Origin of the sequence: Carboxydocella thermautotrophica (assembly GCA_003054495.1) — a bacterium.
GTDB lineage: Bacteria > Bacillota.
The window spans coordinates 2,571,101-2,595,128 of record CP028514.1; the positions used below are offsets into that span (position 1 = coordinate 2,571,101).

Sequence of the window (24,028 nt, forward strand, 5' to 3'; positions counted from 1 at the left end):
AACTGCAAATCGTGGTATAAAAACCCTCCGGGGCAGGGGTATTCCATACCATGTCATAAAATCATTGTAATATGCAGAAGTTGTCATGTCAATAGTTAACTTCCAGTAAACACAGCCCCTGGGGGGGCGCCGTGGGCCCGGCCTGGTTACGGTCCCGGCTGGCAATGATTTGGGTAATAACCTCCGGGTTCAGTTTTCCTTTGCCAATTTCCACCAGAGTACCAGCAATGATGCGTACCATATTGTACAGAAAACCATTGCCGTTAATGGTGATAGTGAGTAAAGGACCATCCTGAGCCACTGCTACTTGATTAATCGTCCTAATCGTTGTCTTGCTGGTAGCTCCTGCTGCCCGAAAAGCGGCAAAATCATGGGTGCCGAGCAAAAGGCGAGCTGCCTCAGCCATCGCCTGGCTATCCAGCAAAACAGGAACATACCAGCTATAACGATGCCAGAAAGCTGAAGGTATCCGACTATTATAGATGGTATAACGGTAGGTTTTGTTTTTGGCCCAGAACTGGGCATGAAAAGCCGGTTCCACTTCCTCTGCCTGCTTGATAACAATATCAGGCGGCAACCCGCCAGAATTAAGAGCCAGAGGCACTTTATCCACGGGTATCGGCCAGCTGGTATGGAAGTTAACCACCTGGCCCCGGGCATGGACACCGGCATCAGTTCGGCTGGCGCCAATTACCGTGATGGCTTCACCAGTCCAGCGCTGTAATACTCTTTCCAGCTCACCCTGAATAGTAGGTAGCCCCACTGTTGCCTGACTTTGAAAGCCATGATAATTAGTGCCATCATATTCCAAGATCAATTTGAGGTTGCGCATAATTTAGCCCCTCAATTCATCAAAACAAGAAGTCAGGAGAGCAGCTGCCAGCGGCTGTTACCCATCCTGACCCTTGCTAACATACTTAGACCAGCTCGAGTATTACAACCTCAGCAGCATCACCGCGGCGATTGCCAACTTTTACAATGCGGGTATAGCCGCCCTGGCGCTCGGCATATTTGGGTCCAATTTCATCAAACAGCTTTTTTACTACGGTTTCATCCAGGATATATGCCAAAGCCTGACGGCGGGCTGCCAGGTCTCCCCGCTTGGCCAGGGTAACCATTTTTTCGGCAATGCTCCGTACTTCCTTGGCCTTAGGAGCAGTAGTCTCGATGCGCTCTTCCTTAAACAAGGAGGTTACCATGTTCCGTAACAGAGCACGCCGGTGGCCACTGTTCCGACCCAGCTTTCTGTATGCCATTTAAGTTTCCCTCCTCAGTCTACTCTTCGGATTTCTTCAAGGACAGGCCCAGTTCTTGCAACTTGTTAATGACCTCTTCCAAGGACTTTTTGCCCAGGTTGCGTACCTTCATCATATCTTCTTCGGTCCGGTTTACCAGTTCTTCAACGGTATTGATACCGGCCCGCTTCAGACAGTTATAGGAACGCACCGAAAGGTCCAGTTCCTCGATAGTCATTTCCAGAATCCGATCCTTGGCTTCTTCTTCCTTCTCGACCATGATCTTGACATCACCAATGGCATCTGTCAGACCAACGAAAAGGGAAAGATGCTCGGACAGAATTTTAGCGGCCCAGCTGAGGGCAGCATCGGGACGAATACTGCCATCAGTCCAAATTTCCATGGTCAGCTTATCATAGTCAGTAATCTGTCCGACCCGGGTGTTTTCAATCGCATATTTCACCCGCCGTACGGGAGTAAAGGCTGAGTCAACGGGAATAACCCCAATTTCATGGTCCGGCTTTTTGTTGCGGTCTGCAGAAACATAACCGCGGCCTTTAGCCACAGTGATTTCCATATAGATACGACCGTGATCTAAGGTAGCTATATGCAGATCGGGATTCAAAATCTCCACATCTGCATCAGCTTTGATGTCTCCGGCCTTGACTTCGCCCTCTCCTTCAGCTTCAAGGATCAGAACCTTTTCCTCATCGGTATGCATTTTTAAACTGAGGCCTTTTAAGTTGAGGATGATATCAGTAACATCCTCAACTACACCGGGAATAGTTGAAAACTCGTGCAGTACCCCTTCAATCCGGACCGAGGTTACCGCCGCCCCCGGTAAGGAAGACAACAGCACCCGCCGCAGGGAGTTGCCCAGGGTTACGCCATAACCCCGCTCCAGCGGCTCGACAACGAATTTGCCATAGGTGTTGTCCTCAGCCAGTTCCACACATTCAATGGTGGGTTTTTCGATTTCCAGCATCCTATTTGTACCCTCCTTCTCGAGAATTCAGACCACCAGAGGGTTAGAACCAACCATTATCTGGAGTACAACTCGACGATCAGGTGCTCTTGAACAGGTACGTCGATGTCTTCTCGAGCAGGAAGAGCAACCACTTTACCGCTTAAAGTATTGAGATCCCGCTCCAGCCATGCCGGTACACCCCGGTTAGGAGCCAGCTCGATTAATTCCTTGAACCGCGGGGACTCTGTACTCTTTTCATTGATGGCAATCACATCCCCGACTTTTACCTGGAAGGAGGGGATGTTTACCCGACGACCGTTAACAGTGAAATGTCCATGCCGTACCAACTGCCGGGCTTCGTTCCGGGAGGAAGCAAAACCCAGACGATAGACTACGTTGTCCAGGCGCCGCTCCAGCAGCCGCAGCAGGTTTTCACCGGTAATGCCAGGCATCCGGTCTGCCTTTTCGAAATAGTTGCGGAACTGGGTTTCCAGCAAACCATAAATCCGCTTGGCCCGCTGCTTTTCCCGCAACTGCACACCGTATTCAGACAACTTTTTCCGAGCCTGACCATGCTGACCAGGGGCATAGCTCCGGCGGTCAATTGCACACTTACCAGTATAGCAGCGTTCGCCTTTCAGGTAGAGCTTGATACCTTCCCGACGGCACAGACGACAGCTGGGACCAGTATATCTTGCCATGTTTCAACAGCACCTCCTAAACACGACGCCGCTTGGGCGGGCGGCAACCGTTGTGGGGAATGGGAGTTACATCCTTAATCAGGCTAACTTCCAGACCAGCAGCTTGCAGTGCCCGAATCGCTGCTTCCCGACCGGCTCCCGGTCCTTTAACATAAACTTCGATTTCCTTCATGCCATGTTCGATCGCTTCCCGGGCGGCATTTTCCGCAGCCAGCTGAGCGGCAAAGGGTGTGCTCTTGCGGGAGCCCTTAAAGCCACTGGTTCCGGCAGAAGCCCAGGAAATAGTGTTACCTTGCCGGTCTGTAATGGTAACGATGGTGTTATTGAAGGTAGACTGGATGTGGGCTACGCCCTTGTCTACATTTTTCCGTTCCCGCTTCTTGGTTCTTTGCGGTCTCCGAGCCATGCTTAAATTCCCCCCTTATTACTTCTTCTTGCCGGCTACCGTCTTCCGCGGACCTTTGCGGGTCCGGGCATTGGTCTTAGTCCGCTGACCACGGACAGGCAGCCCACGACGATGACGAATGCCCCGATAGCAGCCAATTTCAATCAGACGCTTGATGTTAAGAGCGATTTCCCGCCGCAGATCACCCTCAACTTTATAGTTCTTATCAATAACTTCCCGCAGACGAGCAACTTCATCTTCAGTCAGATCCCGCACCCTTGTGTCGGGGTTAATTCCGGTTTCGGCCAGAATCTTCTTGGAAGTGGGAAGACCAATACCAAAAATATAGGTCAGAGCCACTTCTACCCGCTTTTCCCGGGGCAGGTCTACACCAGCAATACGGGCCATAGTTCGCTACACCTCCTATGTCCTTAACCTTGCTTCTGTTTGTGTTTGGGATTTTCGCATATCACCATAACAGCGCCCTTGCGCTTGATAATTTTACATTTTTCGCAGATAGGTTTTACAGATGGTCTAACCTTCACGGCAATTCCTCCTTTTGTCCCGGGTTACTTATACCGATATACAATCCGGCCTCTGGTCAGGTCATAAGGAGATAATTCCACAGTGACCCGGTCCCCGGGCAGGATCCGGATGAAATTCATACGGATTTTGCCGGACACATGGGCCAGCACCCGGTGTCCATTATCCAGTTCCACGGTAAACATGGCATTAGGTAGGGGCTCAATTACAGTGCCCTCTACCTCGATGACATCTGATTTGGCCATAGGTCTTTACCCTCCTTGTGTCCCACAAATCATTGCTCAGGTATTGCTCCCAGGTCCTTCAAAGCCTTGCGGACTTCATGGTTGAAGATGCGCACGCCGGCCAGCTTTTTTCTGGCAATCTCCTCGGCAATAGCAGGCATGGCTTTCAAGTGTTTAATATTCTTTTTCTTTGGAGATTCCACTTTGCGCAGATCCCCATCTACCACCGCCACCATGGTATCAGACAGATAATCCCATACCAGGAAGGGGCGGCCTTGATCCCGGCCAGCCCTGGAGTAAACCAGCTGACCGATTTGCAATTCCTTCTCAGCCATGGATTGCACCTCCATGCCACAAGGCACCTAAACCTTAGTCAATATTTCCGGGCCATCGGCTGTGATGGCGATGGTGTGTTCGAAATGAGCCGACAGCGAACCATCCAGGGTCACCACTGTCCACCCATCCGCCAGTGTCTTGACATGATACTCACCCATATTGACCATCGGCTCAATCGCGAGAGTCATCCCTGGCAGCAACCTGTGGCCTCGCCCTGGCGGACCGAAATTGGGCACCTGGGGTTCTTCATGCATTGCAGTACCTATGCCATGGCCAACATAGTCCCGAACCACGGAAAATCCGTGGCTTTCTACATATTTTTGTACTGCGTGGGAAATATCTGAAATCCGGTTGCCGACTTTCGCCTGACTGATGCCCTGGTAGAGGGATTCTTCTGTAACTGCCAGCAGCCGCCTGGCATCAGCAGAAATGTCACCTACCGGAAAAGTCCTGGCACTGTCACCATAAAATCCATTAAGTACCGCACCCACATCAATACTAATAATATCACCATTTTCCAGTTTTCTTAAACCGGGAATGCCGTGGACAACTTCTTCATTGACTGAAGCGCAGATTGTGGCCGGATAGCCGTGATAACCTTTGAAAGCGGGTACTGCCCCCAGCTTTCGGATCACATTTTCAGCTATCCGGTCCAATTCCGCCGTGGTTATGCCCGGGCGAACTGCCTGTTCCAGCTCTGCCAGAGTTATAGCCACCACCCGACCGACTTCCCGCATCAATTGTAGTTCCTTCTCGGTTTTAAAGTGAATGGCCAACCCGTTCCCTCCTGTTCAGGACGACAGCCCACCGGCCATTACCCCCGCATGAATCCCTGGTAATGGCGCATCAGCATCTGCGCTTCCATTTGCTTCATAGTATCAAGGGCTACCCCGATCACGATAAGCAGGGCCGTACCTCCGAAATAGACGTTCTGGATTTTGGTTATTGCCATCATGAAGTTAGGCAGGATGGAAATCAAGGCCAGGAATACCCCACCTGCTAATGCCAGTCTCATCATAATCCGATTGAGAAACTCTGCGGTGGGACGGCCTGGTCGAATTCCCGGAATAAAGCCGCCATACTTCTTCATGTTGTCCGCTACATCTACCGGGTTAAAGGTAATGGCCGTATAGAAAAATGTAAATGCGATGATTAGTAGAGCAAAGAAGATCGTATTCAAAAAGCTGCCCCAGCCAAACCACTGGATAAACCACTGGGCAAAACGGTTAGTAGGGAAATACTGGGCAATCTGTACCGGGAACATCAGCAAAGAAGAGGCGAAAATCACCGGAATAACGCCAGCCTGATTAACCTTAATGGGAATATGGGTACTCTGCCCACCATAAACTTTCCGGCCAACCACCCGTTTGGCATACTGTACCGGGACCCGCCGCTGTCCTTCTTGAATGAATACAATCCCGGCGATTACCAGTGCACCGATTACGACTAGAAGCAGCACATTCAAAACATTGATACTGCCTGCTGCCAGCAATTTTTGAATATTGGCAAGAGCAGAAGGAATGCGGGAAACAATCCCTGCGAAAATAAGCAGGGAAATACCATTGCCAATGCCCTTTTCCGTGATCTGTTCACCCAGCCACATCAAAAAGGCTGTACCGGCTGTCAGACTGGTAACAAAGACGATATAGGTTACAATCCCTTTATTGGGAATAGCTGCACCCAGCCCGAAGTAGATACCAGTTGCCTGGATAAAAGCCAGCACAACCGTCAGATAGCGGGTGAATTCAACTATGCGCTTCCGCCCCTCAATACCTTCTTTAGCCCATTGCTCCAGAGTGGGAATAACCACTGTCAGCAATTGCATGATAATGGAGGCGTTAATATAGGGGGTGATACTCATAGCAAAGATGGAGAAGTTTTTAAAAGCACCCCCGGAAATCACATCGAAAAAGGCTACAAAGGCCTGGCTTTCCAGCAATTTTCTAATAGCTGCTACATCGATACCTGGCACAGGCACGTGTACACCCAGCCGAAAAACAAACAGCATCATTAAGGTATAAAGCAGCTTTTTCCGCAGCTCACCAATCCGCAGGGCATTGGACAGGGTTGACAGCATCTTAGATCACCTCAGCTTTTCCGCCTGCTGCCTGAATCTTTTCCACAGCAGACTTGCTAAAGCCGTTGACCTTAACTGTCAAAGCCTTTTCCAACTCCCCGTTACCTAGAATTTTGACGCCATCCTTTACGGACTTGATGACCCCGGCTTTGACCAGCAGTTCGGGGGTAACTTCCGTTCCGTTTTCGAAGATATTCAGAGCTGATACATTGATGGCCACGATTTCCTTGCGGAAGCGGGCATTGTTGAAACCACGCTTGGGTATGCGCTGTTGCAGCGGCATTTGACCGCCTTCGAAACCAGGACGCACGCCACCCCCACTCCGGGCCTTTTGCCCTTTGTGGCCGCGGCCGGCAGTCTTACCTAATCCCGATCCGATCCCCCGGCCTTTGCGGACAGGTTCGAACTTAGAGCCAGGAGCCGGTTGCAGCTCATGAAGCTTCATCACTTACACCTCCCTGTCCTATTCGCTAATTTCTTCAACCTTGAGCAGGTGTTGTACTTTTTTCACCATACCCCGAATCTGAGGGGTATCATTATGAATAACAGTCTGTTGCAGCTTTCTGAGTCCCAGGGTCCGCACAGTGACCTTCTGGTCTTCAGCATAGCCAATTGGGCTCTTCACCAGAGTGATTTTCAGTTGAGCCACTGTACTCCCTCCTAACCGAGAATTTCGTCCGGATTTTTGCCCCGCAGTCTGGCTACTTCCTCAACGGTCTTGAGGGCTTTCAGTCCTTCCATGGTAGCCCGTACCACGTTGTTGGGGTTGGAAGTGCCCAGAGACTTGGCCAGGATGTCATGTACGCCGGCCAGTTCCAGAATAGCGCGTACAGCACCTCCGGCAATAACACCGGTACCTTCGGAAGCGGGCTTGAGCAGGACTTTGCCAGCGCCAAACTTCCCGACAACTTCATGGGGAATGGTGGTGCCTTTAAGTGGCACGCGAATCATGTTTTTCTTGGCATCTTCAATTCCTTTGCGAATGGCATCAGGTACTTCCCCGGCTTTGCCGAGACCAGCACCGACATGGCCATTGCCGTCACCAACGACTACCAGGGCGCTAAAGCTGAAACGCCGACCGCCTTTAACAACCTTGGCTACCCGATTTATTGCCACAACCTTTTCGGTCAGTTCCAAGCTGTTGGGATCGATTTTCTCGATCTTGGCCATTACTTTCCCTCCTTACGCAGGTACTTTAGAATTCCAGTCCGGCTTCGCGAGCTGCATCAGCCAGGGCCTTTACCCTGCCATGATATAGATAGCCACCGCGGTCGAAAACAACCTTGGTGATACCTGCTGCTCTGGCCTTCTCAGCCACAGCCTTACCTACTACCCTGGCGGCTTCTACATTACCGCCATATTTTACCTGGCTGCGAATTGCCGGCTCAACGGTAGACGCGGCTACCAGAGTTGTACCGGTCTCATCATTGATGATTTGAGCATAGATATGATTCAAACTGCGGTAAACTGCCAGACGAGGTCTTTCGGCAGTCCCAACTACTTTTTTCCGAACCCGCAGATGTTTTTTGCGCCGAATCTCACGCCGATCTATGCGCTTATACACAGGTAAGTTCACTCCTTTCAGTTCAGGTGTTTAGGCCACCTGCTTACTTCTTCTTACCTTTACCACCGGTTTTACCGACTTTGCGGCGGATAACTTCCCCTTCATACTTAACACCCTTGCCCTTATACGGCTCAGGCTCACGGATGGAGCGAATTACAGCAGCCAGCTGTCCGACTTTTTCCTTATCGATACCGACTACAGAAATCTTGGTAGCTGCCGGAACTTCTATCTCAATCCCTGGTTCGGGTTCGATTTCAACCGGATGACTAAAGCCAAGGCTCAGCACCAGCTTACGCCCCTGCTTCTGAGCCCGGTAACCAACCCCTACCAGCTCCAGGTTTTTGCTGAAACCTTTGGTAACCCCTTCAACCATATTGGCGATCAGGGTTCTGGTCAGGCCATGCAGAGAGCGATGTTGTTTTTCATCAGAAGGTCTCTCGACGATAATTTGATTATCCACCAGGCTGATTTTCATGTCCTGGTGAAAGGTTTTGGTCAGCTGCCCTTTGGGGCCTTTGACAGTTACGACATTGCCGTCGATTTTGACTTCCACCCCATTGGGAACAGCCACCGGCTGTTTACCGATTCTGGACATGATGACACCTCCTACTTCTTACCATACGTAGCAGATTACTTCGCCGCCCAGTCCTTCTTTGCGAGCTTGCTTATCGGTCATCAAGCCTTTGGAAGTGGAGATAACGGCAATTCCGAGTCCACCGAGAACCCGGGGAATTTCATCTTTCTTGGCATAAACCCGAAGGCCGGGTTTGCTAATTCGCTTGAGGCCGGAGATGACTTTCTCCTTGTTGGCACCATACTTCAGATAGATGCGCAAAACCCCTTGCTTGCCATCTTCAATATATTCATAATCCTTGATGAAGCCTTCGTTTTTCAGAATCTCGGCCAGAGAGGTCTTCATCTTGGATGCAGGTACTTCCACTTTTTCGTGGTAGACCATATTCGCGTTTCTGATCCGGGTCAGAAAATCCGCAATGGGGTCGGTCATTACCATGGTTGAGCTACCTCCTTCCGTTTATCCTACCAGCTGGCTTTTTTCACGCCGGGAATTTCGCCTCGATATGCCAGCTCCCGGAAGCAGATCCGGCAAATGCCGAATTTCCGCATGTAGGCCCGGGGACGGCCACACAGTTTGCAGCGGTTATAACCCTGGACTTTAAATTTGGGCTTCCGCTGTTGTTTGGCAATCATCGATTTCTTAGCCACGTTCTTCCCTCCTTACTTGCTGGCCCGGAAGGGCATGCCCAACAAACGGAGCAGTTCACGGGCTTCTTCATCAGTTTTGGCGCTAGTAACGATGGTTACGTTCATTCCACGCAGTTTATCGACCTTGTCATACTCGATTTCAGGGAAGATCAGCTGTTCCTTCAGGCCCAGGTTATAATTGCCCCGGCCGTCGAAACCTGTAGGAGATACCCCGCGGAAGTCCCTTACCCGGGGCAGGGCTACATGGAACAGTTTGTCCAGGAAATGATACATCCGGTCGCCCCGCAGAGTAACTTTCACACCGATGGGCATGTTTTCCCGCAGCTTAAAGCCGGCGATGGATTTTTTGGCCCGGGTGACGATGGGCTTTTGACCGGTAATCATGGTCAGGTCATTAACAGCAGCCTCAATGGCCTTGGGATTTTGAATGGCTTCTCCCAGACCGATATTGATTACCACTTTTTCCAGTTTAGGAATTTGCATAACGTTTTTATAGCCAAACTTCTGCATCAATGCAGGAGCTACTTCGGCTTGGTATTTCTCTCTGAGTCGTGCCAAGGTTACTACCTCCTTTCCCGGTCAAGTTCTATTCGAGGTTAGTGCCACACTTTTTGCAAACCCGAACTTTTACTCCGTCTTTAATCAGTTTGCCATAACGAACGCCTTTACCACATTTGTCACACCAGAGCATGACATTGGAAGCATGGATGGGAGCTTCCTTGCTGATAATCCCACCCTGGGGATTTGCTTGATTGGGCTTGGTGTGGCGTTTTACAATATTCACACCTTCAACAACAACGCGGTTTTTGTCGGTGATTACCTGCAGCACTTTCCCTTTTTTACCGGCATCCTTCCCGGTAATAACTACTACAGTGTCGCCTTTTTTTACATGTACCCTGGACATTCTGCCACCTCCTTAGAGAACTTCCGGAGCCAGGGAGATGATTTTCATAAAGTCCCGATCCCGCAACTCCCGAGCTACAGGTCCAAAAATCCGGGTTCCCCGGGGGCTTTTGTCTTCCTTGATGATTACAGCGGCATTGTCATCAAACTTAATGTAGGAACCATCAGGACGACGTACTTCTTTATTGGTCCGCACCACAACGGCCTTGACCACATCACCTTTCTTGACCACGCCGCCAGGTGTTGCTTCTTTAACAGAACAGATGATGATATCACCAACCGAGGCATAACGGCGGTTGGAACCACCCATTACCCGGATGCACATCAGTTTCTTGGCCCCAGTATTGTCAGCCACATTCAGGATTGTCTGCACCTGAATCATATCTGGTGACCTCCTTTCCTACAGTTGTTCCTTCCGCTCCAGGATCTCGACAACCCGCCAGCGCTTATCCTTGCTCAGCGGCCGGGTTTCCATTATTTTGACTCTGTCGCCAATGCGGCAGGCGTTTTCTTCATCATGGGCCTTGAATTTCTTGGTCTGCTTAACAGTCTTACCGTACAACGGATGACGGAACATGGATTCAACAGCTACTACTACGGTTTTATCCATTTTGTCACTGACAACAGTCCCGATCCGAACCTTTCTGCTGTTTCTTTCCACAGGCGAAACCTCCTTTCCTTAAGCCTGGGTAGCTTTCAGTTCCCGCTCGCGAAGAATGGTCTTAACACGGGCGATGGTTTTGCGGACTTCCCGGATACGCATGGGATTGTCCAGCTGGCCTGTGGCCAATTGAAAGCGCAGCTTAAAGAGTTCATCTTTCAGGTCGCCCAGTTTCTGGGTCAACTCTTCATTGCTCAGGTTACGGATTTCGTTAGCTTTCATTTGCTTCACCACCCATTTCTTCGCGTTTTATGAACTTGGTTTTGATGGGAAGCTTGTGGGCAGCCAAACGCATGGCCTCCCGGGCAGTTTCCTCAGGAACGCCAGAGAGCTCAAACAGGATGCGACCGGGTTTTACGACTGCTACCCAGTACTCCGGTGAACCCTTACCGCTACCCATCCGAGTTTCAGCAGGCTTGGCGGTTATGGGCTTGTCAGGGAAAACTTTGATCCATACTTTACCGCCCCGGCGGATATAACGAGTCATAGCAACCCGGGCCGCTTCAATTTGCCGGCTGGTGATCCAGGCGGGCTCTAAAGCCTGTAACCCATACTGACCATATGCCAGCTCGGTACCGCCTTTAGCACGGCCTTTCATCCGGCCCCGGTGTACTCTTCTCCATTTTACTCTTTTTGGTACCAGCATTACTGCTCCCCTCCTTCAGCAGCCTCAGCAACAGCTACTGCCGGCTTGGCTTCAGGCAGAACTTCGCCTTTGTAAATCCAAACTTTGACACCGATTTTGCCATAAGTGGTGTTGGCTTCTGCAAAGCCATAATCGATGTCAGCCCGGAGAGTATGCAAGGGAACTTTCCCTTCGTTATACCATTCAGTCCGGGCAATTTCAGCACCTGCCAGACGACCAGAGCAAGCGATTTTAATACCGCCAGCACCCAGACGCAGCGCCCGGCTTACAGCTTGTTTCATTGCCCGACGGAAAGCAACCCGCTTTTCCAGCTGAGCGGCAACATTTTCTGCAACCAGTTGTGCATCCAGCTCCGGCACTTTGATTTCCTGCACATTTACATTGACCCGCTTACCAGTCATTTTTTCCAGGTCCTTGCGCAGGTTTTCAATTTCAGCACCGCCACGACCGATAACAATCCCCGGCTTGGCTGTGTGAATGGTAACCTTGACCCTGTTGGCACTGCGCTCAATTTCGACCTTGGAGACACCAGCACCATAGAGCCGATTCTTTACATAACGACGCAGTTTAACATCTTCCACCAGCAGTTTATCGAAATCCCGGGTTGCAAACCACTTGGCATCCCAGTCTTTAATGATCCCGATCCGCAGTCCTTTGGGATGTACCTTCTGACCCACCGTTATCCCTCCTTCTTCTCGCTGACCACCACGGTTATATGGCTAGTACGCTTCCGAATCAGATCGGCCCGACCCATAGCCCGCGGATTATACCGTTTCAAGGTTGGTCCCTGGTCAACGAAGATTTTGCTTATATAAAGGGATTGAGTGTCCATTTCATAGTTGTGTTCAGCATTAGCCACAGCAGATTTCAATACCTTTAGCACTTCCCGTGCAGCAGCTTTGGGCATGAATCGCAAGATAGCAAAAGCTTCTTGCACATCCTTGCCCCGCACAACATTAATAACCTGCCGAACTTTACGGGGCGAAATGCGTACATACTTCGCCACGGCTTTGGCTTCCATGGAATTACCCCCTCTCGTCCGTTATTTCCTGGAAGTTGTCTTTTCCCCGGCGTGCCCTTTGAAGGTCCGGGTAGGAGCAAACTCACCCAGCTTGTGTCCGACCATTTCTTCAGTAATATACACAGGCACGTGCTTTCTGCCATCATGCACAGCAATAGTATGCCCAACCATTTCCGGGAAAATGGTGGAACGACGGGACCAGGTCTTAATGACCCGCTTTTCCCCTTTTTCATTTAAAGCCCGCACTTTTTTCAGCAGGTGCTCATCACAAAACGGTCCTTTTTTCAGGCTTCTGCCCATCTTCGCATCTGCCTCCCTTCACGCTGTCTTTCGCAGGTTATTTATTGCGACGGCGCACAATAAACTTATCAGTAGGATGGTTCTTCTTCCGGGTTTTAGCACCCAGAGCCGGTTTACCCCAGGGTGTAACCGGGTTACGCCCGATAGGTGAACGACCTTCACCACCACCATGCGGGTGATCGACAGGGTTCATTACCACACCGCGGACGGTAGGTCTGATACCCAGCCAGCGAGCCCGACCAGCTTTACCGATAGTAATGTTTTCATGATCCAGGTTGCCTACCTGACCGATGGTAGCCCGGCACTCGGCCAGTACTTTCCGCAATTCACCGGAAGGCATGCGCAGCAAGGCATACTTGCCTTCCTTGGCCATCAGCTGAGCATAGGAACCAGCAGAACGTGCCAGCTGGCCACCACGGCCCGGCTTGAGCTCGATATTGTGGACAGTGGTACCTACCGGAATATTGCGCAACGGCAGAGCATTGCCCACTTTAATATCCGCTTCCGGCCCGGAGTAAATGACATCGCCAACTTTCAGACCAACAGGGGCGATGATATAGCGTTTTTCCCCGTCAGCATAGTTGATCAGGGCAATGCGAGCACTCCGGTTCGGATCGTACTCGATAGTAGCAACGCGGCCAGGAATGCCATCTTTGTTGCGTTTGAAATCAATGATCCGGTACATCCGCTTATGTCCGCCACCTTGATGGCGCACAGTCAACCGACCCTGATTGTTGCGGCCAGCCTTTTTCTTGAGAGGCTCCAGCAGGGATTTTTCCGGCTTATCAGTAGTAATCTCCTCAAAAGTGGAGACAGTTACAAAGCGGCGGCCCGGAGAGGTGGGTTTAAAGGACTTGATCGCCATTATGGTTCCCTCCCTTTCCTTGCGTCTTACACACCTTCGAACAATTCGATCTTGTGGCCTTCAGCCAGTTTAACTATCGCCTTTTTCTTGTCAGGGGTCTTGCCAACAGTACGGCCTACCCGCTTGGTTTTACCCTTGATGTTCATGGTCCAGACATCTACAACTTTTACACCAAAGGCTTTTTCCACAGCATGCTTGATTTCGATTTTGTTAGCTGCAGGATTGACCAGAAAAGTATATTTATTTTCGGCCAGCAAAGCCATGGACTTTTCCGATACTACGGGGCGAATCAGCACATCTTGATAGCTCCGCATTAGGCTAGCACCTCCTCGACCCGAGCCACTGCATCTTTGGTGATAACCAGACTGCCGTGTTTGAGCAGGTCATATACATTAATGCCAGAGGCAGTTACCGGTTTTACCCCAGGAATGTTGCGAGCAGATTTGAAGACGTTCTCATCCAGCTGAGCAGTTACCACCAGAGCATTTTGGGCTTTCAGGTTGTTCAGGACTTTCACCATTTCCTTGGTCTTAGGAGCCTCAAAGCTCAGATTGTCCAGTACAAAAATCTCATTAGCCAGAACCTTGGCGGAAAGCGCAGACTTCAGTGCCAGTCTTCTTACCTTCTTGGGCAACTTAAAGCCATACTTGCGCGGCTTGGGACCAAACACGATACCGCCCCCACGCCAGATAGGAGAACGAATGCTCCCGTGACGAGCCCGACCGGTACCTTTTTGCCGCCAGGGCTTCTTGCCACCGCCAGCGACCTCAGCCCTGGTCTTAGTGGAATGGGTGCCAGCCCGTTCAGCGGCCAGCTGAGCCACCACTGCTTGATGCAGCACATGCTTGTTGGGCTCAATGCCGAAGATCTCATCTTTCAGCTCAATTTCGCCCACCTGTTCACCGTTGATATTGTACAGTGCCACTTTAGGCATCACTTTTTCCTCCTTTCCTGCCGTTTATCTTTAAGCTTTGACGCTAGGTTTGATGATCAGCAGGCTGTTTTTGTTGCCGGGTACACTGCCTTTAATAACCAGCAGGTTGCGTTCCCGGTCAACTTTTACCACTTGCAGGTTTTGTACAGTAACCCTTTCTCCACCCATACGCCCCGGCAGAGGACGGCCTTTAAATACCCGAGCCGGGCCTTTAGCACCCAGAGAACCGACGCGACGGTGGTACTTAGAACCGTGAGCCATTGGGCCGCGGGCAAAACCGTGCCGTTTGATGGCACCGGCAAAACCTTTACCCTTGGAAATACCGGTTACATCCACTGCTTCTCCTTCAGCAAAAATATCAGCGAAAATTTCCTGACCTACCTGATATTCATCGACATTATCTACGCGGAATTCGCGAACGTAGCGCTTGGGCTGAACCCCCGCCTTGGCAAAATGCCCTTTCAGAGGCTTGTTCACCCGGGTTTCCTTCACATCACCAAAAGCAACCTGGATGGCATTGTAACCATCGGTTTCTACGGTTTTCTTTTGTACTACGACGCACGGGCCAGCCTCAATCACAGTTACGGGGATCAATTTGCCATCTTCAGTGAAAAGCTGAGTCATCCCCACTTTTCTACCCAAGATACCTTTCGCCATTTTTGCCACCTCCTATGCATTTCTCAGAACACGCCCCCAGGCGTGCCGTAATGTGTTTACAGTTTAATTTCAATATCAACGCCCGCAGGCAGATCCAGTCGCATCAAAGCATCGACTGTTTTGGGACCGGGTTCTACGATATCAATCAGCCGCTTGTGGGTCCGCATTTCAAATTGCTCCCGACTGTCCTTGTTGACATGCGGAGACCGCAAGATGGTGTAGATGGCTTTTTCCGTAGGCAACGGAATCGGCCCAGCTACCTTGGCCCCTGTCCGTTTGGCTGTTTCCACGATTTTAGCCGCAGACTGGTCCAAAATCTTGTGGTCATAGGCCTTCAAACGGATTCTGATTTTCTGTTTGCTCATTGATTTACCCCTCCTTTTTTCGCCCGATCGTTGCGGACATTCTCAGTGAAAATTCCCCTTGACGGGTAGGTGGCCCGACAAGGCAACCTTTCACCTCATCGCCTGTCGATTTGCCAACAATTATATATTATATTGATTTTACCCCAGAAATACAAGGGGTTTGCGAAAATTTCTATAGAGAAACAGATACTGCAGACTTTTTTGCCTGCAGTACCTGTCCCCAAAAGTATAACTTTAAGATTATTCGTTGATAGCTGATACCACGCCAGCGCCTACAGTCCGGCCACCTTCGCGGATAGCGAAGCGCAGACCTTCTTCAATAGCGATGGGGGTGATCAGTTCTACTTCGATCTTAACGTTGTCACCAGGCATAACCATTTCTACACCTTCGGGCAGCTTGATTACACCGGTAACGTCAGTGGTCCGGAAGTAGAACTGGGGGCGGTAACCGTTGAAGAAAGGAGTATGACGGCCACCTTCTTCTTTGGTCAGCACGTATACTTCAGCGAAGAACTTGGTGTGGGGCTTGATGGAACCAGGCTTGGCCAGAACCTGACCGCGCTCGATTTCCTTCCGATCTACACCCCGCAGCAGGGTACCGATGTTGTCACCAGCCTGGGCCTGATCCAGCAGCTTGCGGAACATTTCCACACCGGTTACAACGGTCTTCTTGGTTTCTTCTCTCAGACCGACGATTTCTACTTCGTCACCAACCTTAATAGTACCGCGTTCAACCCGACCGGTAGCAACAGTACCCCGACCGGTAATGGTGAACACGTCTTCAACCGGCATCAGGAAGGGCTTGTCGATATCCCGCTCAGGAGTGGGGATGTAGCTGTCAACAGCATCCATCAGTTCCCAGATCTTGCCGCACCACTGGCAATCCCGGGAGCCGCAGCCGCACTCCAGCGCCTTGAGGCCGGAACCGACAACAACAGGAATGTCATCGCCAGGGAACTCGTATTCATTCAGCAGCTTCCGCACTTCCATTTCAACCAGTTCCAGCAGCTCGGGATCATCTACCATGTCAGCCTTGTTCAGCCAGACTACGATGTGAGGCACACCTACCTGACGGGCCAGCAGGATGTGTTCCCGGGTCTGAGGCATAGGACCATCTGCAGCGGATACAACCAGGATAGCACCGTCCATCTGGGCAGCACCGGTGATCATGTTCTTAACATAGTCAGCGTGACCAGGACAGTCCACGTGAGCATAGTGACGCTGGTCAGTTTCATATTCAACGTGGGCAGTATTGATGGTAATACCTCTTTCCCTTTCTTCAGGAGCAGCGTCGATTTCATCGTATTTCTTAACTTCAGCTTTACCCTGGGTAGCCAGTACTACAGTGATAGCAGCAGTAGTAGTGGTCTTACCATGGTCTACGTGGCCGATAGTACCAACGTTTACGTGGGGCTTTGTCCGTTCGAATTTAGCTTTAGCCATTTAATCTTTCCTCCTATCTACTATGTATTTCCTCAAATATAAGCAAGGGGGGCCATCTGGCCCCCACAAGCTGTCACCACAACTATAAGGAACCTTAGCCTTGCCGTTTGGCAATGATCTGTTCGGCGATGTTGCGTGGTACTTCCTCGTAGTGCGAGAATTGCATTACGTAGGTTCCGCGCCCTTGTGTTCTGGACCGCAGGTCGGTAGCATAACCAAACATTTCGGCCAGCGGTACAAAGCCCCGGATAACCTGAGCATTCCCTCTGGGTTCCATGCCTTCAATCCGACCACGACGGCTGTTTATGTCACCGATTACATCACCCATATATTCTTCTGGAACGACTACCTCTACCTTCATGATGGGCTCCAGGATCACCGGATCTGCCTTGGGAGCTCCGGCCTTAAAGGCCATGGAACCAGCAATCTTAAAGGCCATTTCTGAAGAGTCCACATCATGATAAGAACCGTCGTAGACAGTAGCACGAATGTCGATAGCGGGATAGCCGGCTAAAATACCGTTTTCCATGGCTTCTCGGATACCAGCATCAATGGCCGGGATATATTCCTTGGGAATGACACCACCGACAATCTTGTTAACGAATTCGTAACCTTTACCCGGCTCGAGAGGCTCAAACTCAACCCAGCAGTGACCGTATTGACCGCGACCACCGGATTGCCGGACAAACTTACCTTCAGCCTTAACAGACTTGCGAATGGTTTCCTTGTAAGCAACCTGAGGACGACCAACATTGGCCTCTACCTTGAACTCCCGCACCAGACGGTCAACGATGATCTCCAGATGCAATTCACCCATACCCGAGATAATAGTCTGACCGGTTTCCGGGTCAGTATGCATCCGGAAGGTCGGATCCTCTTCAGCCAGACGCTGCAGAGCGGTGCCCATCTTTTCCTGGTCTGCCTTGGTTTTGGGCTCAATCGCTACGGAGATAACCGGATCCGGGAATTGCATGGATTCCAGGACTATCGGCTTTTTCTCGTCACAGAGAGTGTCACCGGTAGTGGTATCCTTTAAACCAACAGCAGCAGCGATATCACCGGTCCAGACTTCAGAGATTTCCTCCCGGTGGTTGGCATGCATCTGCAAAATTCGGCCTATCCGTTCCTTTTTGCCCTTGGTGGAGTTCAGAACATAGGAACCGGCGGGCAGATGACCGGAATAAACCCGGAAGAAGGCCAGCTTACCCACATAAGGGTCAGCCATAATCTTGAAGGCCAGAGCGGAGAAGGACTCATTGTCATCTACGCGGCGAATATCTTCTTCACCGGTATCAGGGTTGATCCCTTTCACAGCTGCGATATCCAGCGGAGACGGCAGGTAGTCCACTACTGCATCCAGCATGGGCTGTACACCCTTGTTTTTGAAAGCAGAACCGCACAGAACAGGAATCAGTTTAACGCTACAACAAGCAGCCCGCAGAGCCTTTTTGATTTCCTCTACAGTCAATTCTTCCCCGTCCAGGTACTTCATCATCAACTCTTCATCGGTTTCGGCCACGGCTTCAATCAGCTTTTCCCGGTATTCTGCCACCAGGTCAACCATATCAGCAGGAACATCGGTTACAGCCGACTGAGTACCCAGGTCATCAGTGTAGATGATAGCCTTACCGGTTACCAGGTCAACTACGCCCTGGAATTGATCTTCGGCACCGATGGGGACCTGGATGGGCACAGGGTTAGCTCCCAGACGATCCTTGATTTGCTTGACTACATTAAAGAAGTCAGCCCCAATCCGGTCCATTTTGTTAACAAATGCGATCCGGGGAACACCGTATTTATCAGCCTGACGCCACACTGTTTCTGACTGAGGTTCAACACCGCCAACGGAACAGAAAACAGCTACAGCACCATCCAGAACACGCAGGGAGCGTTCAACCTCTACGGTAAAATCCACGTGCCCAGGCGTGTCGATAATGTTAATTCTATGCCCTTTCCATTCGCAGGTGGTAGCAGCAGAGGTAATGGTAATACCCCGCTCCTGTTCCTGCACCATCCAGTCCATAGTGGCAGCACCATCATGGACCTCACCTATCTTGTGCACCCGACCGGTATAGAACAAAATCCGCTCGGTGGTGGTGGTTTTACCCGCGTCAATGTGGGCCATAATCCCGATGTTTCGGGTTTTATCCAAAGGAAACTTACGCGGCACTGTTTTTCCCCCTTTCCACCAAAGATGGAGCTCCTACCGGGGTAATTACCACCGGTAGTGAGCAAAGGCCCGGTTGGCTTCTGCCATCTTGTGAGTGTCTTCTTTTTTCTTGACTGCACCGCCGACATTATTGGCCGCATCCATGATTTCGGCAGCCAGTTTTTCCACCATAGTGCGCTTATCACCGCGCTTCCGAGCAAAATCGACCAGCCAGCGCAGGCCCAGAGTCTGACGCCGCTCCGGACGCACCTCAACCGGTACCTGATAGTTAGCACCACCAACCCGGCGGGCCTTAACTTCCAGCACCGGCATCACATTTTTCATGGCTTGATCAAAGACTTCCAGCGGATCCTTGCCGGTTTTGGCTCTGATTATATCAAAAGCGCCATAGGCGATTTTTTCAGCCACGCCTTTCTTGCCATCCAGCATGATTTTATTGATCAACTTGGTTACAACCTTGCTGTGGTAAACGGGATCTGGCAACACATCCCTTTTGGGCACACTGCCTCTTCTTGGCATGTATTCCCCTCCTTTCCACTAGTATTGGTAATTTATCGTCAGCTTAAACCTGATTACTACTTCTTGGCCTTAGGCCGTTTTGTACCATACTTGGAGCGACCTTGCAAACGGTTCTGCACACCAGCGCAGTCCAAGGCACCCCGCACAATGTGATATCTGACACCGGGCAGGTCTTTAACCCGGCCACCGCGTACCAGCACCACAGAGTGTTCCTGCAGGTTATGGCCGATACCGCCGATATAGGAGGTTACCTCTACACCGTTGGTCAGGCGTACCCGAGCTACTTTCCGCAGGGCGGAGTTGGGCTTTTTCGGAGTGGTAGTGTAAACCCTGGTGCAGACCCCTCTTTTTTGCGGACACTCTTTCAGAGCAGGTGCTGAAGACTTTTCAGCTACTGCTTTCCGCCCTTTGCGAATCAACTGGCTAATTGTCGGCATGTGTACACCTCCTTCCCGGAAAACATCTAACAGAAAAATGGAAGGCCCTCAACTCTTTCGAGCAAAGGGCCTTGTGATCAAGTTAGCCCTTCTCCCGATTAAAGTAGAATCGCAGCAGAAGCACTGCCTACTTCAATACCGCAAGCTTTACCCAATTCGCGCATACTCGGCACATTCACCACAGTTATACCTTTAGCCTGGCACAACTGCAGCAGGGGAGCTATCACATGGTTTTCCGCATCCTGGGCCACAAAGACTTTCGTCGCCTGGCCCCGCTCCACCGCCTTGATAGTCTGCTTGGTGCCGATGGCCTTGCGCCTGGCAGTTTGCAACTCTCCCAATGGCATAAGCAGGCTCCTCCTTATAAATCCAGACACTTTAATAATATATCACGCTCATGAATTACTGTCAACCTCTTTAATCTTTATATTCCTGTATCTGGACATGCCTGTACCAGCCGGCACCAGCTTACCTATAATTACGTTTTCCTTCAAGCCCAGCAGCGGGTCAGTCTTACCCTTGATTGCTGCCTCTGTCAGCACCCGGGTGGTTTCCTGGAAGGATGCTGCTGACAGGAAGGACTCGGTAGCCAGCGATGCTTTGGTGATACCCAGCAATACCGGTTTGGCGGTAGCAGGGGTGCCGCCAGCTGCCAGTACTCTTGCATTTTCATCTTCAAAATCAAAGATATCTACTGCTGCACCCGGCAAGAGTTCGGTATCGCCCGGGTCTTCAATTTTCACTTTCCGCAGCATCTGCCGTACCATTACTTCGATGTGCTTGTCATTAATATCCACACCCTGCATCCGGTAAACCCGCTGTACCTCGCTGACCAGGTAGGTTTGTACTCCCTCTAAACCAACAACCCTCAGGATATCATGCGGATTGATGGAACCTTCAGTCAGCGGCTGCCCGGGCTCAACCCGATCGCCGTTCCGCACCTTTAGGCGGGCCCCAAAAGGCACGGAATAGACGCGACTGTCCACCGGATTATCGGCCAGGATCTCGATCTCCCGGCGATTGGCCTTGGGTTCAGTGATTTTTACTATCCCTGCTACTTCGGCAATTATCGCTTGCCCTTTAGGTCTACGAGCTTCAAACAATTCTTCTACCCGGGGCAAACCCTGGGTAATGTCCTCACCTGCAACACCACCGGTGTGGAAGGTCCGCATCGTCAGCTGGGTACCAGGTTCGCCGATGGACTGGGCAGCAATAATACCCACCGCTTCCCCGATGTCCACCATATGACCGGTCGCCAGGTTGCGGCCATAACATTTTTTACATACACCATAACGGGTTTTACAGGTCAGTATTGAACGAATCTTGACTTTGGTAATTCCTGCCTCGATGATCCGATCGGCGGTATCGTCATCAATTTCTTCGTTAGCCCGGACCAGAACTTCCCCAGTCTCGGGATGAACTATATCTGTCGCTGCAATGCGGCCAGCAATCCGGTCCTTCAAGTTCTCAATGACTTCCCGCCCGTCGGTAATTGCTTCCACGGTAATCCCGGCGGTTGTACCGCAATCTTCTTCCCGTACTATCACGTCCTGAGCCACATCCACCAGACGGCGGGTGAGGTAACCGGAGTCAGCCGTTCTCAATGCCGTGTCAGCCAGACCTTTCCGGGCCCCGTGAGTAGAGATGAAGAACTCCAGCACTGACAGACCTTCCCGGAAGTTAGCCTTAATTGGCAAGTCGATAATTCGCCCGGAAGGGTCAGCCATCAAGCCCCGCATACCGGCCAGCTGCCGGATCTGCTGGATATTACCCCGAGCACCTGAGGTAGCCATCATGTAAACGGGATTGAAGCGGTCCAGGTGTTCCATCAAGGCATTGGTTACCTCTTTGGTAACCTTATCCCAGATAGCGATTACCTGATTGTAGCGCTCCTCTTCGGAAATCAATCCGCGTCTGAACTGGGTCTCAATTTTTTCTACCTGTTTATCCGCCTCTTCCAGCAAGATTTTTTTCTTAGGCGGAACTGTGATATCAGCAATACCAATGGTTATCCCCGCCTGGTTGGCGTAACGATAACCCAGTTTTTTCATACCATCCAGCAGCTCGGCAGTCTTACTGTAACCCAGTTTACGATAACAACGGTCTACCAGCTGGGCCAGGGCCTTTTTATCCATCAGCTTGTTGTAATACCCCAGCTCATCAGGAATAACTTCATTGAAAATCAGACGACCAATAGTGGTTTCCAGCATTTCGCCTTTGTAACGCACCTTGATTTTAGCCTGTAATTCGCACCGACCGGTTTCATAGGCCATAATGGCTTCATTGGGATCGCGGAAATAGCGGCCTTCCCCATAAGCCCCTTCTTTTTCAATGGTCAGGTAATAGGCCCCTAATACCATGTCCTGGGTGGGAGCTGCTACCGGCCGTCCATCCTTGGGGTTGAGGATATTATGGGCAGACAGCATCAGCAAACGAGCTTCTGCCTGGGCCTCTGCCGAGAGGGGAACGTGAACAGCCATCTGGTCCCCATCAAAGTCAGCATTGTAGGCAGTACAGACCATAGGATGGATCTTGATGGCCCGCCCTTCAACCAGAACCGGCTCAAAAGCCTGAATTCCCAGACGGTGCAAGGTAGGAGCCCGGTTAAGCAGGACGGGATGCTCCTTGATCACCTCTTCCAGGACATCCCAAACCTGCGGGTTAACCCGTTCTACCATCCTTTTGGCACTTTTGATATTATGGGCCAGCCCTTTGGCGACCAGTTCCTTCATCACAAAGGGCTTAAAGAGCTCTAGAGCCATTTCTTTCGGCAACCCACACTGGTGCAACTTCAATTCCGGGCCGACAACGATAACAGAACGGCCGGAATAGTCTACCCGTTTACCCAACAGGTTCTGGCGGAAGCGCCCCTGTTTCCCCTTCAGCATATCACTGAGGGATTTCAGCGGCCGGTTGCCCGGGCCAGTAACCGGTCGGCCCCGACGGCCATTATCGATTAGAGCATCTACTGCCTCCTGCAACATGCGTTTTTCATTGCGTACAATTATATCCGGAGCCCCCAGCTCCAGCAGGCGCTTGAGCCGGTTATTGCGGTTAATTACCCGGCGATAGAGATCATTCAGGTCTGATGTGGCAAAACGACCACCATCCAGCTGGACCATCGGACGCAGTTCCGGCGGAATAACCGGCAGTACATCCAGAATCATCCATTCCGGTCTGTTCCCGGACTTGCGGAAAGCCTCCACTACTTCCAAACGGCGAATGGCCCGCACTCGCCGCTGTCCGGTGCTTTCCTGAATTTCCCGTCTTAGTTCAGCTGCCAGCTCATCCAGGTCCAATTCCATCAACAATTCTTTGATGGCCTCTGCCCCCATACCGGCTTTAAAGTCATCACCATATTTTTCTTTGTATTCCCGATACTCTCCCTCTGTAAGCAGTTGTTTTTTCATCAGCGGAGTATCACCGGGGTCGATGACTACATAATTGGCAAAGTAGAGGACTTTCTCCAGGGAACGGGGCGACATATCGAGTATCAGCCCCATACGGCTGGGGATGCCCTTAAAATACCAGATATGGGAAACGGGAGCCGCCAGTTCAATATGGCCCATCCGTTCCCGGCGCACTTTGGCTCTGGTAACTTCCACGCCACAGCGCTCGCAAACTACACCTTTATAACGCACCCTTTTGTACCGGCCACAATGGCACTCCCAGTCCCGGGTAGGACCAAAAATCCGCTCACAAAACAGCCCATCCCGTTCCGGTTTCAAGGTGCGGTAGTTGATGGTCTCGGGCTTCTTTACTTCACCGCTGGACCAGGCCCGAATCTGATCGGGCGAAGCCAGCCCAATGCGCATGCGGTCGAAGTTATTGACGTCCAACAAGGGCCTCGC

Annotated in this window: 38 protein-coding genes; all 38 read right to left on the reverse strand. The window is 51.1% G+C overall.

Translation table 11 applies throughout. The features are described from left to right. Positions 1–88: 88 nt before the first annotated feature. The 38 genes from truA to rpoC all read right to left on the reverse strand — a co-directional run bounded on the left by truA (position 89) and on the right by rpoC (position 24,019). On the reverse strand, positions 89–832 hold the full coding sequence (truA, locus tag CTH_RS13090; RefSeq protein WP_107754174.1) for a tRNA pseudouridine(38-40) synthase TruA: 744 nt from the start codon (positions 830–832) through the stop codon (positions 89–91). A gap of 85 nt (positions 833–917) precedes the next feature. After that, positions 918–1,256: a 50S ribosomal protein L17 gene (gene rplQ, locus CTH_RS13095; RefSeq protein WP_078666504.1), complete on the reverse strand. Its 339-nt coding sequence runs from the start codon at positions 1,254–1,256 to the stop codon at positions 918–920. 19 nt (positions 1,257–1,275) lie between these two features. Beyond that, the gene (locus tag CTH_RS13100; protein ID WP_078666505.1) at positions 1,276–2,220 is read right to left on the reverse strand and encodes a DNA-directed RNA polymerase subunit alpha; all 945 of its coding nucleotides are present in this window, start codon (positions 2,218–2,220) and stop codon (positions 1,276–1,278) included. A gap of 56 nt (positions 2,221–2,276) precedes the next feature. After that, complete coding sequence (rpsD, locus tag CTH_RS13105; protein WP_078666506.1) at positions 2,277–2,903, reverse strand: 30S ribosomal protein S4; 627 nt, start codon at positions 2,901–2,903, stop codon at positions 2,277–2,279. Between the two features lie 16 nt (positions 2,904–2,919). Further along, the gene (gene rpsK, locus CTH_RS13110; protein ID WP_078666507.1) at positions 2,920–3,309 is read right to left on the reverse strand and encodes a 30S ribosomal protein S11; all 390 of its coding nucleotides are present in this window, start codon (positions 3,307–3,309) and stop codon (positions 2,920–2,922) included. A gap of 18 nt (positions 3,310–3,327) precedes the next feature. Further along, positions 3,328–3,696, reverse strand: a complete 369-nt coding sequence (gene rpsM / locus CTH_RS13115) for a 30S ribosomal protein S13 (protein ID WP_078666508.1) — start codon at positions 3,694–3,696, stop codon at positions 3,328–3,330. A gap of 23 nt (positions 3,697–3,719) precedes the next feature. Continuing rightward, positions 3,720–3,833, reverse strand: coding sequence for a 50S ribosomal protein L36 (rpmJ, locus tag CTH_RS13120; protein ID WP_078666509.1), 114 nt, complete (start codon positions 3,831–3,833; stop codon positions 3,720–3,722). 24 nt (positions 3,834–3,857) lie between these two features. Then, a complete protein-coding gene (gene infA / locus CTH_RS13125; RefSeq protein ID WP_078666510.1) occupies positions 3,858–4,076 on the reverse strand; it encodes a translation initiation factor IF-1 in 219 nt (72 codons plus the stop codon). Positions 4,077–4,105: 29 nt separating this feature from the next. After that, on the reverse strand, positions 4,106–4,390 hold the full coding sequence (locus tag CTH_RS13130) for a KOW domain-containing RNA-binding protein (RefSeq protein ID WP_078666511.1): 285 nt from the start codon (positions 4,388–4,390) through the stop codon (positions 4,106–4,108). Between the two features lie 27 nt (positions 4,391–4,417). After that, entirely contained in the window at positions 4,418–5,128 is a 711-nt protein-coding gene (gene map, locus CTH_RS13135) for a type I methionyl aminopeptidase (RefSeq protein ID WP_078666534.1), read from the reverse strand. 77 nt (positions 5,129–5,205) lie between these two features. After that, complete coding sequence (gene secY, locus CTH_RS13140) at positions 5,206–6,468, reverse strand: preprotein translocase subunit SecY (protein WP_078666512.1); 1,263 nt, start codon at positions 6,466–6,468, stop codon at positions 5,206–5,208. Position 6,469: 1 nt separating this feature from the next. Next, positions 6,470–6,913, reverse strand: coding sequence for a 50S ribosomal protein L15 (gene rplO / locus CTH_RS13145; protein WP_079906486.1), 444 nt, complete (start codon positions 6,911–6,913; stop codon positions 6,470–6,472). An 18-nt stretch (positions 6,914–6,931) separates the two neighbouring features. After that, positions 6,932–7,117, reverse strand: a complete 186-nt coding sequence (rpmD, locus tag CTH_RS13150) for a 50S ribosomal protein L30 (protein ID WP_078666514.1) — start codon at positions 7,115–7,117, stop codon at positions 6,932–6,934. Between the two features lie 11 nt (positions 7,118–7,128). Further along, on the reverse strand, positions 7,129–7,629 hold the full coding sequence (rpsE, locus tag CTH_RS13155) for a 30S ribosomal protein S5 (protein ID WP_278307655.1): 501 nt from the start codon (positions 7,627–7,629) through the stop codon (positions 7,129–7,131). A gap of 34 nt (positions 7,630–7,663) precedes the next feature. Then, positions 7,664–8,032 (reverse strand): 50S ribosomal protein L18, encoded by a 369-nt coding sequence (rplR, locus tag CTH_RS13160; RefSeq protein WP_078666516.1) that lies wholly within the window; start codon positions 8,030–8,032, stop codon positions 7,664–7,666. A gap of 43 nt (positions 8,033–8,075) precedes the next feature. Then, on the reverse strand, positions 8,076–8,627 hold the full coding sequence (rplF, locus tag CTH_RS13165) for a 50S ribosomal protein L6 (protein ID WP_078666517.1): 552 nt from the start codon (positions 8,625–8,627) through the stop codon (positions 8,076–8,078). A gap of 18 nt (positions 8,628–8,645) precedes the next feature. Then, the gene (gene rpsH / locus CTH_RS13170; protein WP_078666518.1) at positions 8,646–9,044 is read right to left on the reverse strand and encodes a 30S ribosomal protein S8; all 399 of its coding nucleotides are present in this window, start codon (positions 9,042–9,044) and stop codon (positions 8,646–8,648) included. A gap of 26 nt (positions 9,045–9,070) precedes the next feature. Then, on the reverse strand, positions 9,071–9,256 hold the full coding sequence (locus CTH_RS13175; RefSeq protein WP_078666519.1) for a type Z 30S ribosomal protein S14: 186 nt from the start codon (positions 9,254–9,256) through the stop codon (positions 9,071–9,073). Positions 9,257–9,268: 12 nt separating this feature from the next. Continuing rightward, entirely contained in the window at positions 9,269–9,814 is a 546-nt protein-coding gene (gene rplE, locus CTH_RS13180) for a 50S ribosomal protein L5 (protein ID WP_078666520.1), read from the reverse strand. Positions 9,815–9,842: 28 nt separating this feature from the next. After that, positions 9,843–10,160, reverse strand: coding sequence for a 50S ribosomal protein L24 (gene rplX / locus CTH_RS13185; RefSeq protein WP_078666521.1), 318 nt, complete (start codon positions 10,158–10,160; stop codon positions 9,843–9,845). Between the two features lie 12 nt (positions 10,161–10,172). Then, positions 10,173–10,541 (reverse strand): 50S ribosomal protein L14, encoded by a 369-nt coding sequence (gene rplN, locus CTH_RS13190; protein WP_078666522.1) that lies wholly within the window; start codon positions 10,539–10,541, stop codon positions 10,173–10,175. Positions 10,542–10,559: 18 nt separating this feature from the next. Further along, complete coding sequence (gene rpsQ, locus CTH_RS13195) at positions 10,560–10,820, reverse strand: 30S ribosomal protein S17 (protein ID WP_078666523.1); 261 nt, start codon at positions 10,818–10,820, stop codon at positions 10,560–10,562. An 18-nt stretch (positions 10,821–10,838) separates the two neighbouring features. Beyond that, entirely contained in the window at positions 10,839–11,042 is a 204-nt protein-coding gene (gene rpmC / locus CTH_RS13200; RefSeq protein WP_078666524.1) for a 50S ribosomal protein L29, read from the reverse strand. Beyond that, positions 11,032–11,466, reverse strand: coding sequence for a 50S ribosomal protein L16 (rplP, locus tag CTH_RS13205; protein WP_078666525.1), 435 nt, complete (start codon positions 11,464–11,466; stop codon positions 11,032–11,034). Before rplP ends, rpmC begins: the two co-directional genes overlap by 11 nt. Beyond that, complete coding sequence (gene rpsC, locus CTH_RS13210) at positions 11,466–12,143, reverse strand: 30S ribosomal protein S3 (protein WP_078666526.1); 678 nt, start codon at positions 12,141–12,143, stop codon at positions 11,466–11,468. The genes rplP and rpsC overlap by 1 nt, the downstream gene beginning before the upstream one ends. Before the next feature lie 2 nt (positions 12,144–12,145). Continuing rightward, positions 12,146–12,487: a 50S ribosomal protein L22 gene (gene rplV / locus CTH_RS13215; protein WP_078666527.1), complete on the reverse strand. Its 342-nt coding sequence runs from the start codon at positions 12,485–12,487 to the stop codon at positions 12,146–12,148. Positions 12,488–12,508: 21 nt separating this feature from the next. After that, the gene (rpsS, locus tag CTH_RS13220) at positions 12,509–12,787 is read right to left on the reverse strand and encodes a 30S ribosomal protein S19 (protein WP_078666528.1); all 279 of its coding nucleotides are present in this window, start codon (positions 12,785–12,787) and stop codon (positions 12,509–12,511) included. Between the two features lie 37 nt (positions 12,788–12,824). Then, positions 12,825–13,652 carry a 50S ribosomal protein L2 gene (gene rplB, locus CTH_RS13225; RefSeq protein ID WP_078666529.1) on the reverse strand — a complete coding sequence of 276 codons (828 nt, stop codon included), beginning with the start codon at positions 13,650–13,652 and terminating at the stop codon, positions 12,825–12,827. 26 nt (positions 13,653–13,678) lie between these two features. Next, entirely contained in the window at positions 13,679–13,966 is a 288-nt protein-coding gene (gene rplW / locus CTH_RS13230; RefSeq protein ID WP_079906489.1) for a 50S ribosomal protein L23, read from the reverse strand. Next, entirely contained in the window at positions 13,966–14,586 is a 621-nt protein-coding gene (gene rplD / locus CTH_RS13235; RefSeq protein WP_078666531.1) for a 50S ribosomal protein L4, read from the reverse strand. Before rplD ends, rplW begins: the two co-directional genes overlap by 1 nt. Positions 14,587–14,616: 30 nt before the next feature. Then, positions 14,617–15,243 carry a 50S ribosomal protein L3 gene (rplC, locus tag CTH_RS13240; protein WP_078666532.1) on the reverse strand — a complete coding sequence of 209 codons (627 nt, stop codon included), beginning with the start codon at positions 15,241–15,243 and terminating at the stop codon, positions 14,617–14,619. A gap of 56 nt (positions 15,244–15,299) precedes the next feature. Further along, positions 15,300–15,608 carry a 30S ribosomal protein S10 gene (gene rpsJ, locus CTH_RS13245; protein ID WP_078666533.1) on the reverse strand — a complete coding sequence of 103 codons (309 nt, stop codon included), beginning with the start codon at positions 15,606–15,608 and terminating at the stop codon, positions 15,300–15,302. Between the two features lie 240 nt (positions 15,609–15,848). Further along, the gene (tuf, locus tag CTH_RS13250; RefSeq protein ID WP_107754176.1) at positions 15,849–17,051 is read right to left on the reverse strand and encodes an elongation factor Tu; all 1,203 of its coding nucleotides are present in this window, start codon (positions 17,049–17,051) and stop codon (positions 15,849–15,851) included. 94 nt (positions 17,052–17,145) lie between these two features. Beyond that, the gene (gene fusA / locus CTH_RS13255) at positions 17,146–19,221 is read right to left on the reverse strand and encodes an elongation factor G (RefSeq protein WP_078666624.1); all 2,076 of its coding nucleotides are present in this window, start codon (positions 19,219–19,221) and stop codon (positions 17,146–17,148) included. Positions 19,222–19,266: 45 nt separating this feature from the next. Beyond that, on the reverse strand, positions 19,267–19,740 hold the full coding sequence (gene rpsG, locus CTH_RS13260; protein WP_078666623.1) for a 30S ribosomal protein S7: 474 nt from the start codon (positions 19,738–19,740) through the stop codon (positions 19,267–19,269). Between the two features lie 56 nt (positions 19,741–19,796). Then, the gene (rpsL, locus tag CTH_RS13265) at positions 19,797–20,177 is read right to left on the reverse strand and encodes a 30S ribosomal protein S12 (protein ID WP_078666622.1); all 381 of its coding nucleotides are present in this window, start codon (positions 20,175–20,177) and stop codon (positions 19,797–19,799) included. A 98-nt stretch (positions 20,178–20,275) separates the two neighbouring features. Further along, on the reverse strand, positions 20,276–20,524 hold the full coding sequence (locus CTH_RS13270) for a L7Ae/L30e/S12e/Gadd45 family ribosomal protein (RefSeq protein ID WP_078666621.1): 249 nt from the start codon (positions 20,522–20,524) through the stop codon (positions 20,276–20,278). Between the two features lie 48 nt (positions 20,525–20,572). Continuing rightward, positions 20,573–24,019, reverse strand: coding sequence for a DNA-directed RNA polymerase subunit beta' (gene rpoC, locus CTH_RS13275; RefSeq protein WP_078666620.1), 3,447 nt, complete (start codon positions 24,017–24,019; stop codon positions 20,573–20,575). Between the last annotated feature and the right edge of the window lie 9 nt (positions 24,020–24,028).

Coding starts and splice junctions, on each gene's coding strand:
- rplB (WP_078666529.1), bottom strand. CDS start 13,652: ATGGCGATCAAGTCCTTTAAACCCACCTCTCCGGGCCGCCGCTTTGTA.
- rpsM (WP_078666508.1), bottom strand. CDS start 3,696: ATGGCCCGTATTGCTGGTGTAGACCTGCCCCGGGAAAAGCGGGTAGAA.
- rplP (WP_078666525.1), bottom strand. CDS start 11,466: ATGCTGGTACCAAAAAGAGTAAAATGGAGAAGAGTACACCGGGGCCGG.
- rplQ (WP_078666504.1), bottom strand. CDS start 1,256: ATGGCATACAGAAAGCTGGGTCGGAACAGTGGCCACCGGCGTGCTCTG.
- rpsK (WP_078666507.1), bottom strand. CDS start 3,309: ATGGCTCGGAGACCGCAAAGAACCAAGAAGCGGGAACGGAAAAATGTA.
- rpsL (WP_078666622.1), bottom strand. CDS start 20,177: ATGCCGACAATTAGCCAGTTGATTCGCAAAGGGCGGAAAGCAGTAGCT.
- rpmC (WP_078666524.1), bottom strand. CDS start 11,042: ATGAAAGCTAACGAAATCCGTAACCTGAGCAATGAAGAGTTGACCCAG.
- rpsG (WP_078666623.1), bottom strand. CDS start 19,740: ATGCCAAGAAGAGGCAGTGTGCCCAAAAGGGATGTGTTGCCAGATCCC.
- rpsH (WP_078666518.1), bottom strand. CDS start 9,044: ATGGTAATGACCGACCCCATTGCGGATTTTCTGACCCGGATCAGAAAC.
- rplF (WP_078666517.1), bottom strand. CDS start 8,627: ATGTCCAGAATCGGTAAACAGCCGGTGGCTGTTCCCAATGGGGTGGAA.
- CTH_RS13130 (WP_078666511.1), bottom strand. CDS start 4,390: ATGGCTGAGAAGGAATTGCAAATCGGTCAGCTGGTTTACTCCAGGGCT.
- rpsJ (WP_078666533.1), bottom strand. CDS start 15,608: ATGAGCAAACAGAAAATCAGAATCCGTTTGAAGGCCTATGACCACAAG.
- truA (WP_107754174.1), bottom strand. CDS start 832: ATGCGCAACCTCAAATTGATCTTGGAATATGATGGCACTAATTATCAT.
- rplC (WP_078666532.1), bottom strand. CDS start 15,243: ATGGCGAAAGGTATCTTGGGTAGAAAAGTGGGGATGACTCAGCTTTTC.
- tuf (WP_107754176.1), bottom strand. CDS start 17,051: ATGGCTAAAGCTAAATTCGAACGGACAAAGCCCCACGTAAACGTTGGT.
- infA (WP_078666510.1), bottom strand. CDS start 4,076: ATGGCCAAATCAGATGTCATCGAGGTAGAGGGCACTGTAATTGAGCCC.
- map (WP_078666534.1), bottom strand. CDS start 5,128: ATGCGGGAAGTCGGTCGGGTGGTGGCTATAACTCTGGCAGAGCTGGAA.
- CTH_RS13270 (WP_078666621.1), bottom strand. CDS start 20,524: ATGCCATTGGGAGAGTTGCAAACTGCCAGGCGCAAGGCCATCGGCACC.
- rplN (WP_078666522.1), bottom strand. CDS start 10,541: ATGATTCAGGTGCAGACAATCCTGAATGTGGCTGACAATACTGGGGCC.
- rplX (WP_078666521.1), bottom strand. CDS start 10,160: ATGTCCAGGGTACATGTAAAAAAAGGCGACACTGTAGTAGTTATTACC.
- CTH_RS13100 (WP_078666505.1), bottom strand. CDS start 2,220: ATGCTGGAAATCGAAAAACCCACCATTGAATGTGTGGAACTGGCTGAG.
- rpsS (WP_078666528.1), bottom strand. CDS start 12,787: ATGGGCAGAAGCCTGAAAAAAGGACCGTTTTGTGATGAGCACCTGCTG.
- rplW (WP_079906489.1), bottom strand. CDS start 13,966: ATGCGGAGCTATCAAGATGTGCTGATTCGCCCCGTAGTATCGGAAAAG.
- rplO (WP_079906486.1), bottom strand. CDS start 6,913: ATGAAGCTTCATGAGCTGCAACCGGCTCCTGGCTCTAAGTTCGAACCT.
- rpsD (WP_078666506.1), bottom strand. CDS start 2,903: ATGGCAAGATATACTGGTCCCAGCTGTCGTCTGTGCCGTCGGGAAGGT.
- secY (WP_078666512.1), bottom strand. CDS start 6,468: ATGCTGTCAACCCTGTCCAATGCCCTGCGGATTGGTGAGCTGCGGAAA.
- rplV (WP_078666527.1), bottom strand. CDS start 12,487: ATGGAAGCCAAAGCCGTGGCGAAGTATGTACGCATTTCGCCCCGTAAA.
- rplD (WP_078666531.1), bottom strand. CDS start 14,586: ATGCCTAAAGTGGCACTGTACAATATCAACGGTGAACAGGTGGGCGAA.